The following is a 13417-nucleotide window of genomic DNA, read 5'->3' as shown; positions in this document are numbered from 1 at the left end:
GTTTCTTGTGTTTTGTGATTATTCGTAAATATGGTTTTGGATTTAGTTATTCACTCGTCTCCTTCTGAGGTAACTATTGCTTTGTTAAAAGATAAAGCATTGGTTGAGCTTCACAAGGAGAAAAGCAATAATAGTTTTTCTGTTGGTGACATTTATTTGGGGCGCATCAAAAAAGTGATGCCCGGATTAAATGCAGCATTTGTTGATGTTGGTTATGAGAAGGATGCCTTTCTTCATTATTTGGATTTAGGGCCTAAATTTTCTTCACTTAATAAATATGTTAATGGTGTAACCACCAAGAAAATTACAGCAGCTTCTCTCAAAGATTTTAAATTTGAGGAGGATATTGAAAAAACTGGAAAGATTAGCGATCAATTAGTTGCCAATCAAAATGTCCTAGTTCAAATTGCTAAAGAACCAATTTCTACGAAAGGGCCGAGGTTAAGTGCAGAGCTTTCCATTGCAGGAAGATACCTGGTTTTAGTGCCATTTTCTGATCGAATTTCTGTATCACAAAAGATTAAAAGTAGCGATGAGCGAACTCGATTAAAGCGTTTGATTCAAAGCATCCGTCCTCAAGGATTTGGGGTAATTATCCGAACTGTTGCTGAAAACAAAAAGGTAGCTGACCTTCATAGTGACCTCAATAATTTATACGAAAAATGGGAAGAGACTTTTAAGAAATTAAAATCCTCTAAGCCACCAACACGTGTTTTAGGTGAGCTCAATAGGACTTCAGCTATGTTGCGCGATTTGATGAATGCGCAGTTCAGTAATATATACGTGGATGATAAAAATGTTCAACAAGAACTCAAAGAGTATATTGCAAGTATAGCACCTGGAAGGGAGAGTATCGTAAAAGGGTATCGTAAATCAACTCCTATTTTTGATCATTTTGGTTTAGAAAAGCAAATTAAATCTCTTTTTGGAAAGAATGTGACTATGAAATCTGGTGCTTACCTAATTATTGAGCACACAGAAGCACTGCATGTTGTCGATGTCAATAGTGGACAGCGTAGCCGAAAAATGGATAACCAAGAGCAGAACGCCTTGGAAGTAAATATTGAATCTGCTCATGAAATTGCACGGCAGCTGAGATTGAGAGATATGGGTGGTATTATCGTTATCGACTTTATCGATATGAAAGATAGCGCTAATCGTGAAAAGTTGTTTGAGGTAATGCGTGAAGCTATGGCAGATGATAGAGCGAAGCATACCATTTTACCTCCTTCTAAATTTGGCCTGATACAAATAACACGTCAGCGAGTTCGTCCTGAGATGGAAATTAGAACCGCTGAAACTTGTCCATGCTGTAATGGCACTGGCGAAGCTCAAGCAACGATTTTACTGATTGATGAAATTGAGAATAATTTACGTTACATATTAACTCAATTGAATCAGAAGAAGATTAGTCTACATGTTCACCCATTTATTGAAGCATATTTAACTAAAGGGTTCTATTCGATCCAGAGAAAATGGTTCATGAAATATAAAAAGTGGGTTAAGATTCACGCATCAGATTCCTATGAATTTTTAGAGTACCATTTTCATGATGCAATGAATGATGAGATTAGCTTGAAGTAATCTTTCTGTCAGTTAATTTCTTATAGTAAATCACCAGCGGTATAATAGATAGCACTACTGCTATCGCAGCAATTACAAACGCCCATATGATATTGGACCCCTCGCTGAAAAAGGCAAGTGAGAAGAGTCCAATAAAGGCCGATCGAAGGAAAATGTTGATGCTTTGAAATACGCTATTCGAGCGGCCAATGATATGGTTGGGGATATGGTTGAATAGATATGTAACTCTCAAAATTCGTACTCCGGCATTGGTAATTCCGAAGAAAAAACCTAACCCCAATAGAATCAATACATTTTGACTTATCGATAATAAGGTAAAGGCTAGTGTTGCAATACTCATTAAAATAATAACCGCTGTAATTGTATTCATTCTTTTTAGCAACTTGGTGATAAAAAATCCGGAAACGACCGCCCCAATTGCATAGAGTACTTTGGTAGTGGCATAAATGTCTCCGTCTACGTGTAAGTGCTGGTCGATATACATGGGCCACAATAGATGCGTAGAGACCAATACAAAAATAAATACAGTATAGGATGCATTGCCAAACACAAAGATTAATGGATTCGCTTTTAAAAATTGTACTCCTTCTTTGAGCCTTACCCATGCATTCTCCTTAGAAATAGCTACTTTTTCGACCGTTGGTATATACTTAATACTTTTTATCAAAGCCATTGCTAATAGATAAGTGCTTGCGTCTAGCGCAAATATTTTTTGAATGCTCCATGCTTCTATTTGAATTGTATACCCCAATATACTTGTGTTAATTCCTTCAATCAAAACGATGGCCATAGCTCCTGAAAGCACATTGGTTGTTTGACCAATAACTTCAAGTAGAGAGTTGGTCTTGCCGTAGTTTTCTTTTTCCGTTATCTCTTGTCCAAAAGCATACAAAGTTGGATAATGGATGTTGTAATTGAAAATAGTAAAACAAAATACCAAAGCGACTAATGTCATAGGTACTTCCCCTGCAATAAAGCCATAGCCTGAGACTGATGCTAAAACAGCAAAACTCACTAAGCAAAGACCGATGAAGATGTTTTTTCGTGGGAATTTGTCAATCAATGTTCCTGCGTATAATCCCCAAAATAGAGTTGCGAATGTAGCTATGGCATAGAAAGTAGCAAAAAAGGAGGCTTCGCCTAACTGCTTTGCAAAGTACCAGGGAATGGCCAACATACTTATCCCTTGAGCAAATTGAGAAATCGCATTAGCAGTCAACAAGGCATACAATGCTTTTTTATTTTTCATTTTGAAATTATGCCGATTTTAATATCGATTTCTGTTAATTTGAGCAAAGTTACTATTACCCATTCGATGAATCATTTTCAAAACCCATTAACGCTAGAAAAAGTTTTAGACAAGGCTCAAAAGTTTTGTTTGTATAGAGAGCGAAGTGAGGTAGAAATGGAACGAAAAATGAAAGAGTGGGGAGCCGATCAAAAGATCATCGATAAAGTTTTGGATGATTTGATAGATTCAAAGTTTGTATCAAATAAACGGTTTTCGATGGCCTATGCCAGAGGGAAGTTTAATGTAAAGGGATGGGGGAGAATAAAGATTCGTCAAGGATTGAAGTTTCACAAAATCAGTGACTCGTTAATACTAGAGGCTTTTGAACAGATAAAATTAGAAGACTATAAAAAAACACTAGAGAAGGTTATTGTTAAAAAGATGCCAGAATCTCTCAAAGAATTGGATAAAAACGAACAGTTCGAGCTAAAAGGCAAGCTATATAGAACTGCTGCTCAAAAAGGATATGAAAGCGCTCTAATTATCGAAATTTTAGATGAACTTTTTAAGGAGTAGCTCGTTTGTCGAGAAGGATTTTCAGACCTAAGCCTCCATCTTTAAATTCATATCGCATTTGCTTTCTACCTATATAAAACGTTGAATCTCTATTGTCGAAGCTTGTTAGGATGGCGTATTCGCTTAAAGTATCATTCTTTAAGATGATGTCCGAAAAATAAATTCCTCTTTCGATAGACTCAATGGGATACTTCTCCACGTGAAAGTTTGACCGATTTATATAATTAACTGTGAAAATCAATCCCGTGAGAAAAGGAGCGTACCCCAATAAGCTAAGCAAGAAAAATTCATAAACATTCATCGTTAACTTTTTTCGGTACCATTTAATGGGTATCAGCAGAGTGATGGAAAGGAAGAAAGCAAAAATTTTCGTAATTCCCCAAATAGAGATAACGGTTTCGCTGGCAAAGATGACAATCATGCCTAATCCAATAAAAAAGGCAAGAACCATAATGATATGAATGGTTTCCATATTATCCTTTCTTTCTGGTGCTTTTGTCGGCGGATTCCTGCGGTATTGCTCCTGAACCAAGACTCGTTTTATTCTCCTCAGCGCACGTCTTTCTTCTGGGGTTGGCATTTAAATAGGGTAGAAATTATATTGCTAAAATAACAACTATTTAGCCATTTAAATTCATTGATAAGGCTTAATTTTGGGCTTTCATTTACTAACTGACCTATATGGTAACTCAAGATAACATCAAAGAGCTTGTTGGGCGTGTGGAAGCGCTAAGGGGGTATCTTTGACATTGATGACAAATTAATTCAAATTGCGGAAGACGAGCAGCGAACTCAATTACCTGAATTTTGGGATGATCCTAAAGCTGCAGAAAAATTTCTGAAACAAATCCGTGATCAAAAGGTTTGGACAGATGGTTACAGCTCATCAAAGGCAGCTGTAGACGATTTGCAAGTAATTTATGAATTCTATAAAGAAGAAGAAGCAACAGAGGTTGAACTAAAGCAAGCTTTTGATAAAGCAACTGCTGCAGTAGAGGAGTTGGAGTTCAAGAAAATGTTGAGCGAGGAAGAAGATGTGTTGAGTGCTGTAATTCAAATTACTGCAGGAGCCGGTGGAACTGAAAGTTGTGACTGGGCCTCAATGCTAATGCGCATGTATCTTCAATGGGCAGAGAAGCATAATTGCAAAGTGAAGGAGTTAGATTTTCAAGAAGGCGATGTGGCTGGTGTGAAGACTGTAACCCTAGAAGTAGATGGAGAATTTGCATATGGCTACTTGAAAGGAGAGAATGGCGTTCATCGGTTGGTGAGGATTTCACCTTTTGATAGTAATGCAAAACGACACACCTCTTTTGTGTCGGTATATGTTTATCCCTTGGTGGATGACTCAATAGAAATTAATATTAATCCTGCCGATATTACTTGGGATACTTTCCGTTCTGGTGGTGCTGGTGGACAAAATGTGAACAAGGTAGAAACCGGGGTTCGATTACACCACAAGCCTTCAGGAATTGTAATTGACAATACCGAGACCAGGTCACAATTAGGAAATAAGGAAAAAGCCATGCAGTTGTTAAAATCGCAATTGTATGAGATAGAGATGCGTAAAAAGTTAGAGAAGCGGGCTGAAATTGAATCTGAAAAGAAAAAAATTGAGTGGGGTTCTCAAATTAGAAACTATGTAATGCATCCCTACAAATTAGTAAAAGACGTCAGAACTGCCCACGAAACCTCCAATGTAGATAATGTAATGAATGGAGATTTGGATCCATTTATCAAGGCCTACTTAATGGAGTATGGAGGCGGAAAATAAAAATAAACTATGAAAATTTATCACAATCCACGATGTACAAAAAGTAGAGAAACACTAGCCTTGATAAAAAATGCAGGCGTAGATGTAGAGGTCGTGGAGTATTTGAAAGAGGTTCCAACTCGAGAGGAGTTAAAGTTGATTTTATCTAAATTACACATTCAACCTTCTCAACTCCTTAGAAAAGGAGAAGCAGTTTATAAAGAAAAGTTTAAGAATTCGAACTTCACAGAAGATGAGTGGATTACAATTATGTTGGAAAACCCAAAGCTAATTGAACGACCAATTGTGGTAAAAGGAAACAAGGCGGTCTTAGGAAGGCCACCTGAAAATGTATTAGAATTGCTGTAAAAGTAGCTTATTCTGCTTTTTTGCCTTTCAATTTCTCAATCACGAACATAGTGATTGCATAAGGAAGAGCAAATGCAGATAAGAATATTAATACCCAAAACGCGAGGCCAAAAATGGCTAAGAAAAGTAAAAATCCTCCTGTAAACATAATTTGATTTCTTTTGTGACTGCAATTTTAATCAATTTTTAAGAATAGTAACCTTCAAATCATAAAAAATACAATAAAAATGGATTACCGAATAGAGAAAGACACCATGGGTGAAGTGAAAGTTCCAGCTGATAAATATTGGGGAGCTCAAACAGAAAGATCTCGTAATAATTTTAAAATTGGCGATTCTAAGCAAACCATGCCGATTGAAATCGTAAGAGGTTTTGCTTATTTGAAAAAGGCAGCAGCTCATACTAATTGTGAGCTTGGGGTATTAAATACAGAGAAGAGAGACTTAATCTCAAAAGTTTGTGACGAGATTTTAGAAGGTAAATTAGATGATCAATTTCCTTTGGTAGTTTGGCAAACTGGATCTGGAACACAATCAAATATGAATACCAATGAGGTGATTGCTAACAGAGCACACGTTATTGCAGGAAATAAACTGGGCGAAGGTAAAACAATGATTCACCCGAATGATGATGTGAATAAATCGCAATCTTCTAACGATACTTTCCCAACAGGAATGCACATCGCTTCTTATAAAATGGTGGTAGAAACTACGATTCCAGGAGTGGAGCAGTTGAGAAATACTTTGGATAGAATTTCAAAAGATTTCATGGATGTAGTGAAAATAGGTAGAACTCACCTAATGGATGCCACTCCGCTGACAGTAGGTCAAGAATTTTCTGGATTTGTCTCTCAATTGGATCATGGGCTAAAAGCATTGAAAAATACATTGCCACATTTGGCTGAATTAGCATTAGGCGGAACAGCTGTAGGTACAGGAATTAATACGCCAAAAGGGTATGCAGAGTTAGTGGCAAAAAAGATTGCTGAGTTTAGCGGTTTGCCATTTATTTCTGCCGAAAATAAATTTGAAGCTTTAGCTGCACATGATGCATTGGTTGAAACGCATGGAGCATTGAAGCAATTGGCTGTTAGCTTAATGAAAATTGCAAATGATGTTCGTTTGTTGGCTTCAGGACCTAGATGTGGAATTGGTGAAATTAATATTCCTGCGAATGAGCCAGGTTCTTCTATCATGCCAGGTAAGGTAAACCCCACGCAGTGTGAAGCATTGACAATGGTTTGTGCACAAGTAGTAGGAAATGATGTAGCAGTAACCACAGGTGGAATGAATGGACACTTTCAATTGAATGTGTTCAAACCAATGATGGCGAAAAACTTATTAGAGTCTGCCCGTTTAATTGGTGATGCTTGTGTTTCTTTTGATGTGAATTGTGCAGTAGGTATCGAACCAAACTATGCTAACATTAAGAAAAACTTGAACAACTCATTAATGTTGGTGACTGCTTTGAACACACATATTGGATACGACAAAGCGTCTAAAATTGCAAAAACGGCCCATGAAAATGGTACGACTTTGAAAGAAGAAGCAATCAATTTGGGTTACCTAACAGCTGATCAATTTGACCAGTGGGTGAAACCAGAAGATATGATTGGCTCTTTGAGTTAATCCAATTTAGGATATTTAAAAAGCCTTCAAGAATTTTATGTTCTTGGAGGCTTTTTGGTTTATGCTTGTCTACGTGAACAAGCAGTTGTAGCTTTATTTAGTTTTCAAGTATTTTATTAATAACGTTCTTCTTTTACCTTAAACATACCTGAATGTAAGTAATTGTTCATACTTACATTCAGGTATTTATGGTGAGATATTTGCAATTTTATTCATGTTAGAATATCTTTAGAAAAAATAAAAGTTATGAAAAAAGTAATATTCGTAGCAGCTATGTTATCATTTTCGATAATAGCTGTTGGACAAAATCAAAACCCAAGTGAAGCATCGCAAAAAGTTGTAGAAGACTCTTGGGCAAAAGCGGCAAAAGAAAAGGCTGCAAATGATGAGGCAGTTGCAAAACAAAGGAAAGCTGAAGAGGAGAGGAGGAACGAAGAAAAAAGTAGAGCAATTGATGATTTAATAAAAGAAGTGGATGCTGAGAAACCCAAATCTTCAGGTAAAGTAGTCCCTCAATGATTTAAAATCTTCTTTTTTTCATAAAACCTAAGCTACCAACTTAGGTTTTATAATATACCTTTGATCGCGTATTTTATGGATAAAAACATGTGCTTTTTGAATTTATTTATTCGGCATGCTTTTTAATATAAACATAGGGGGGCGTTTTTATAGATAGAAATTAATCTTCCAAGTGGCTTATTTCTAATAATGTTCATTACAAGCTTTTTGGTTTTACTCAATTTCTTTATGCACTATTTCTCCCCGTAAATTCTCTCGAAAACGTTTCAAGGTTAAGAACAATACAACTAACGAAATAATCAAATACATTTCACTACCATCTCTATTCATAGCCTCCAATTGAATGTCCGTTTCAGGGGAGCCCATGTAGTAGCTAATTATCACAGCAGATGCATTGTTGATGAAATGCGCAATAATTGGTACCCATAAGTTATTGCTCCACAAATAAAAGTAACCGAAAAGGGCACCCAGTATAAGTCGAGGTAAGAAGCCGTAGAATTGCAAGTGGATGGCGCTAAAAACAAAGGCGGCAACCCAAACGGCTAGGTGTCCATTTTTACTCCAGATGTTGATTTGTCGTTGTAAAACTCCACGGAACAATAACTCCTCGCCAATCGCAGGAATAACAGCAATGATGATTAAATTGATGACCAAGTCACCGATTCCATTCATGGCTAAAAATGCTTTTGTGACCTCTGCAGCACGCTCTTCTGCTGCTTTCATCCATTGCTCTAGCTGTATTAAACTGTCGGGTAAATCTAGTTTGCTATTGAACGTAATTAACCATTCCATAGCAGGAATACTAATCACGTAAATCAGGCCAAGAAAAATTAGGGTTCTGATGTGGACTGATTTTTTGAGGTTCAAAAACTCTAAAGGCTTTTCTTTGATGAAGAGGACATACAAAAATGGAGGAATGACGAATAATCCAATAGAATTAAATAATTGGATAAATTTCAATGCGCCGATATACATTGGGTTGGATGCATGATTGAATATATCTTGGGCACTATCAGATGGAATATCGAAAATATATGGGACTAAAAAAATGCTCAATAACGAAATGACGCTCCCTGCAACTAAGCAAATTCCCAGAAGGATTAAAAGCTTGGAAACGATATCTTGGAATGTTTTCAAAAGGATGTAATTGATTTAGTAATTTTGTAAAAAATATTAAGTGGCAAAGATAGGAAATATAGAACTCGGGGACTTCCCTTTATTACTTGCTCCAATGGAGGATGTAAGTGATCCGCCTTTTCGTGCACTATGCAAAGAAGAAGGTGCAGATTTGATGTATACAGAGTTTATATCTTCTGAGGGCTTAATTAGAGACGCTGTAAAAAGTGTTCAAAAGTTAGATATTTTTGAATATGAGCGACCAATTGGAATTCAAATTTTCGGAAATGATATTGAATCCATGAAGCAAGCAACAGAAGTGACAGCTGCCGCCAATCCTGATATTATTGACATCAATTACGGTTGTCCGGTAAAGAAAGTCGCTTGTAAAGGTGCTGGTGCCGGAATTTTACAAGATATTCCTAAAATGGTGCGCATGACTGCCGAAATCGTAAAGTCTACTAATTTGCCAGTTACTGTAAAGACCAGATTGGGTTGGGACGACAATACGAAATACATTGTCGAAGTTGCAGAACGATTACAAGATGTGGGAATTCAAGGAATTTCTATCCACGGTCGTACACGAAAGCAGATGTATAAAGGAGAAGCCGACTGGAGCTTAATTGCAGAGGTGAAAAACAATCCACGAATGCATATTCCTGTTTTTGGGAATGGGGATATTGATTCTCCAGAAAAAGCAAAGTTGTACAAAGAGCGCTTTGGAGTAGATGGCGTAATGATTGGTCGTGCGAGTATCGGTTATCCATGGATTTTTAGAGAAATAAAGCACTTTTTAGCGACTGCTGAGCATCTAGCTGCACCAACATTTAATGAGCGCTTAGAAGCTGCAAGACGCCATTTAGAAATGTCCATCAAATGGAAAGGGGAACGGAATGGTATCATGGAAATGAGACGTCACTACACCAACTATTTTAAGGGGATTGCGCATTTCAAAGAATTTAGAATGCAATTAGTGACTCTCGACGAACAAAAAGAATTATTCGAAGTTTTTGAAGCGATTAAGGCGCATTATGCAGCCGAGGGAATGTTATCTAATTAAACGTTATAAGTAGTAAATACCAAGCTAATTATAACGTTGAGTGGGATGATTTTGATTGCCGTTTAATACTTCGATTTTCACAACTGCAATTAAAAATAGAGCTTAGAAGTTAATCGGTATTACAGTAGTTTTTTAGTCAATACTTTAACAGGAAGGTAAGAAGAAAGACCTCCGATTAGTATTACAGTGAATAAGATTAGGATAAAATCTAAACCTTGCAATTCTACTGGATAGTATTCAACAATTCCGCCTGAAAGTTTCAAAATGCCAAAGTGTTGTTGAATCAAGCAAATAATAGTACCTAATAGTAGTCCACCACCTGCTCCAATTAGGTTAATCAAAATTCCTTCTGTGAAAAAGATTTTCTGAATGAGTTTCTTACTGGCACCCATGCTTCTCAATACTTTTATGTCTTCTTTTTTGTCCATAATTAATATGGTTAGAGAAGATAGAATGTTAAAAGCAGCAATCAATAAAATGAAGGCAAGAATCATAAAAGTAATCCACTTTTCAGCTTGATTAGTTTTGTAGAGCAATGCATTCATTTCATATCGGTTCTCTACTTTATATTCATCACCTAGTTTCTGCTGAAGCCTTTCTTGAATAACTGCAAGTTGATCTTTGCTAGCAATACTGAGTTCCAAAGAAGTGATTTTATTTTCGTAATCCAAAGACGACTGAATAAACTCCAATGGGACTACGATATATTTATCATCGATATCAGGATTGATGTAAAAGATAGAAGAAGGTGTAATTTGCTTGAAGGTAAATGCAGAAGCTAAGTTGAGCGAGCTTACATTTCCACGTTTGGGGATGTAGATACTGAGGTTTTCTCCACTCTGAAGATACATTGATAAACGAACTGCGATTCCGTATCCAACAATGGCATAATTTATACCATTGCTTTTTAGGACAGCCGATCCATCTACTAAAACACTATCTAAATTCGACATGTCTAGAAAAGACTCTTCAACTCCTTTAATGGTAGCGATGCATTGCTTTTCTCCATTCTTTACTCCAACAACTTCTTCTATGACTTTTGAGTAATGAATCACTCCTTCCATTTGTTCTATCTCCTCTAAGGGGAACAACGAAAGGTCGATGGTTTTTCCTTTTGAAGCCGTAATTTTAATGTCCGGTTCAAAAGATTCATACATGGATTCCACGAGTGATTGTAAACCATTGAAAACTGAAAGAACCACAATTAGTGCTAGACTTCCAACCCCAATACTTAACATCGAAATCCAAGAAATGATGTTAATGATGTTTTTCGTTTTTTTCGAAAAAAGATATTTACGGGCGATATGTAACGGTAAATTCAATGGGTTGTATAAATCGTGTATTATACCTTAACGGCCTTAATAATGATGCCTTCTCCTCTTGTCTTTTTGATTAACATATCAAATACGTTGAGCAAAAGAGAAATGGGTAGAAAGATAATCAAATAAAAGGGGAGTATGATCGCAAATATTTTAGATAATTGTAGAACTTTTAGGGGAAAAAGGATGGATAAATTATAAGCCAACTTTCCTGCTTTACCATAGGTGAAAGAGGAGTACTCAACCTTAAATCCAGCATCTTTCACTTTTTTCAATAGCTTTAATTTTTTATATCCTCTTCTTACCGGTGTCAAAGTAGATTTTTGTGAGCGAATCGGGAATAAATCAAATTCTGAGTAACATGTAGGAACCGAGATTAAAATAGTTCCATTAGGCTTTAAAGACCGATAAACGTTGTCAAGTAAAGCTCTGTCATCCTCAATGTAGTGTAAAACATCAATTGATAAAGCGAGGTTATACGCTTCTTCTTGAACATAATCTTGAATGTCTGCAGTTCTAAAAACAACATTCTGTCTGCCAATTTCATTGAAAAACGAATTGCATTGACATACTTTATCTCTGTTGATATCCAATGAAAAAATATTCCATTTTGGATTTAATGATGAAAGGTAAAAAGCACACTGTCCAAACCCAGATCCTAAATCCAAAATATTGACATCGGAAGGGGCATTCTTAGCCCAATCTTTTATAGCTTTTCGGATGTACCAACTTCTTAATATTAAGAAATTAGATAAGAGGTGAAAGCCTTTTCTCAGGAAAGTAGACCGGCCAATTTGTTGACCCAACCATACTTTTTCTTCCTCATTTTCGGTTTTTATAATGTTGAGTAACGGCATTACTTCTTCAACAGTTGGTCAATTTTCTCAGCATAATCGAAAGAATCATCCAAGTAAAAAATAATTTCAGGCACAATTCTGAGTTGTTTGGCCACCCTGTTTCCAAGAAATCCCCTTACCTCTGAGGTCTTTTTCCGTAAAGTTTCTAGCGCTTCTTTTTTATCTTTTGATGGAAATAAACTTACGTAAACCTTTGCTACACCAAGGTCCGGGCTTACTCTTACTTGAGTGATAGAGATCATTACACCCGGAAGAGGGGATTTAAATTCTTTGATAAAAATATCACCGATTTCTTTTTGAAGTAATCGGGCTACCTTACTTTGTCTTAAGCTATCCATGGTGCAAAGTTATCAAATGAATTATGAATATATGTTTACATTAGAAAGATAGTTGGGCAAACCATATGAAATGGAATGAATAACTTTGAACCGATTATCAATTTGTTTGATTTTAATGAAAATTAGCGGCTTTACTTTTACTAGAAATGTGTCCAAGTTGTATTATCCGATTTGCGAATCGATTCAATCTATTTTACCCATTGTAGATGAGTTTGTAGTTGCTCTCGGTAAGGGAGATGAAGATGATAATACAAGGGAGCTTTTAGAAAGCATCAATTCTCCCAAAATTAAGATTATTGAAACTGAATGGGATTTAAAAGCATTTCCGCACGGAACAGAGTATGCTCACCAAACAGATATTGCAAAGTCACACTGCTCGGGAGATTGGTTGTTTTACATACAAGCCGATGAAGTAGTTCATGAAGATGATTTGCCAAAAATCAAATCGCGATGCGAAGAATTGTTGCACAATGAAAAGGTGGAGGGGTTGCTGTTTAAATACCGACATTTTTTTGCAGACTATGATCATTATATCAATCACCATGGATGGTATCAAAATGAAGTGAGAATTGTTAGGAATCTCCCCAATATCCATTCTTTTGGTGATGCTCAATCATTTAAACGGATTGAGAATTTTGATGGAAAAAACTATCGAACTAAGGAAGAAGCGTATGCTTTGAATGTTGCAGCAGTAGATGCTTATATCTTTCACTACGGCTGGGTCCGACCACCAGAATACATGCAGAGTAAGAAAAAAGCAATGGATTCAGCTTATAAAGACAAGCAAACAGTAGACGCTATCTATGAAAATCAAGAAGCTAGTTTTGATTATGGTCCTTTAAAGCACCTGCCTTTATTTAAAGGAACTCATCCAAAGGTGATGAAAGAGAAAATGAAAGATTTTTCATGGGGGCATCAACTGAATTATACCACAATGAAACGTCCAGATAGGCCAAAGTTCAAACACGAGAAATTAAAATATAGAATCATCTCATTTTTAGAACGTAATCTTAATGGTGGGAAACACTATTTTGGTTTTAAAAATTGGAAACTTATACTCAAATAAC

General features: G+C 36.3%; 14 protein-coding genes. 8 read left to right on the top strand and 6 right to left on the bottom strand.

The window, feature by feature from the left end:
* The first annotated feature begins 30 nt into the window (after positions 1 to 30).
* Positions 31 to 1584: an Rne/Rng family ribonuclease gene (locus GQN54_RS01130; protein WP_160631114.1), complete on the top strand. Its 1554-nt coding sequence runs from the start codon at positions 31 to 33 to the stop codon at positions 1582 to 1584.
* Here GQN54_RS01130 and GQN54_RS01125 read toward each other — a convergent pair.
* Positions 1571 to 2833, bottom strand: a complete 1263-nt coding sequence (locus GQN54_RS01125) for an MFS transporter (RefSeq protein WP_160631112.1) — start codon at positions 2831 to 2833, stop codon at positions 1571 to 1573. The genes GQN54_RS01130 and GQN54_RS01125 overlap by 14 nt on opposite strands.
* Positions 2834 to 2899: 66 nt before the next feature.
* On the opposite strand from GQN54_RS01125, the gene GQN54_RS01120 reads away from it, so the two are divergent.
* Positions 2900 to 3391, top strand: a complete 492-nt coding sequence (locus tag GQN54_RS01120) for a regulatory protein RecX (protein WP_207554778.1) — start codon at positions 2900 to 2902, stop codon at positions 3389 to 3391.
* Here the strand turns inward: GQN54_RS01120 and GQN54_RS01115 are convergent.
* Positions 3381 to 3971 carry a hypothetical protein gene (locus tag GQN54_RS01115; RefSeq protein WP_160631108.1) on the bottom strand — a complete coding sequence of 197 codons (591 nt, stop codon included), beginning with the start codon at positions 3969 to 3971 and terminating at the stop codon, positions 3381 to 3383. The two genes, GQN54_RS01120 and GQN54_RS01115, sit on opposite strands and share 11 nt — an antisense overlap.
* A gap of 101 nt (positions 3972 to 4072) precedes the next feature.
* Between GQN54_RS01115 and prfB the strand changes: the two genes are divergently transcribed.
* From prfB to GQN54_RS01095, 4 genes are all read left to right on the top strand, one after another.
* Positions 4073 to 5165, top strand: a protein-coding gene (prfB, locus tag GQN54_RS01110) for a peptide chain release factor 2 (protein WP_160631107.1) whose coding sequence is annotated in 2 segments (ribosomal slippage) — positions 4073 to 4135 and positions 4137 to 5165 — 1092 coding nt in all. Because the reading frame shifts where the segments join, the coding sequence is not laid out codon by codon here.
* Between the two features lie 9 nt (positions 5166 to 5174).
* Positions 5175 to 5513: an arsenate reductase (glutaredoxin) gene (gene arsC / locus GQN54_RS01105; RefSeq protein WP_160631105.1), complete on the top strand. Its 339-nt coding sequence runs from the start codon at positions 5175 to 5177 to the stop codon at positions 5511 to 5513.
* A 227-nt stretch (positions 5514 to 5740) separates the two neighbouring features.
* Entirely contained in the window at positions 5741 to 7141 is a 1401-nt protein-coding gene (fumC, locus tag GQN54_RS01100) for a class II fumarate hydratase (RefSeq protein WP_160631103.1), read from the top strand.
* Positions 7142 to 7387: 246 nt separating this feature from the next.
* A complete protein-coding gene (locus tag GQN54_RS01095; protein WP_160631101.1) occupies positions 7388 to 7660 on the top strand; it encodes a hypothetical protein in 273 nt (90 codons plus the stop codon).
* Between the two features lie 213 nt (positions 7661 to 7873).
* On the opposite strand, the gene GQN54_RS01090 is transcribed toward GQN54_RS01095, so the two are convergent.
* Entirely contained in the window at positions 7874 to 8797 is a 924-nt protein-coding gene (locus GQN54_RS01090) for a CPBP family intramembrane glutamic endopeptidase (protein WP_160631099.1), read from the bottom strand.
* Between the two features lie 40 nt (positions 8798 to 8837).
* Between GQN54_RS01090 and dusB the strand changes: the two genes are divergently transcribed.
* The gene (dusB, locus tag GQN54_RS01085) at positions 8838 to 9836 is read left to right on the top strand and encodes a tRNA dihydrouridine synthase DusB (RefSeq protein WP_160631097.1); all 999 of its coding nucleotides are present in this window, start codon (positions 8838 to 8840) and stop codon (positions 9834 to 9836) included.
* A 119-nt stretch (positions 9837 to 9955) separates the two neighbouring features.
* Here the strand turns inward: dusB and GQN54_RS01080 are convergent, their stop codons facing one another.
* From GQN54_RS01080 to rbfA, 3 genes are read right to left on the bottom strand one after another with little or no spacing between them, the layout of a single operon-like run.
* Entirely contained in the window at positions 9956 to 11158 is a 1203-nt protein-coding gene (locus GQN54_RS01080; RefSeq protein ID WP_160631095.1) for an ABC transporter permease, read from the bottom strand.
* Between the two features lie 20 nt (positions 11159 to 11178).
* Entirely contained in the window at positions 11179 to 12012 is an 834-nt protein-coding gene (locus tag GQN54_RS01075) for a class I SAM-dependent methyltransferase (protein ID WP_160631093.1), read from the bottom strand.
* Complete coding sequence (rbfA, locus tag GQN54_RS01070) at positions 12012 to 12350, bottom strand: 30S ribosome-binding factor RbfA (protein WP_160631091.1); 339 nt, start codon at positions 12348 to 12350, stop codon at positions 12012 to 12014. The genes GQN54_RS01075 and rbfA overlap by 1 nt, the downstream gene beginning before the upstream one ends.
* Before the next feature lie 115 nt (positions 12351 to 12465).
* On the opposite strand from rbfA, the gene GQN54_RS01065 reads away from it, so the two are divergent.
* On the top strand, positions 12466 to 13416 hold the full coding sequence (locus GQN54_RS01065) for a glycosyltransferase family protein (protein ID WP_160631089.1): 951 nt from the start codon (positions 12466 to 12468) through the stop codon (positions 13414 to 13416).
* Position 13417 lies beyond the last annotated feature (1 nt).

Source organism: Acidiluteibacter ferrifornacis, from assembly GCF_009909615.1.
GTDB lineage: Bacteria > Bacteroidota > Bacteroidia > Flavobacteriales_E > Vicingaceae > Acidiluteibacter > Acidiluteibacter ferrifornacis.
This window is presented reverse-complemented; position numbering and strand designations above follow the sequence as displayed.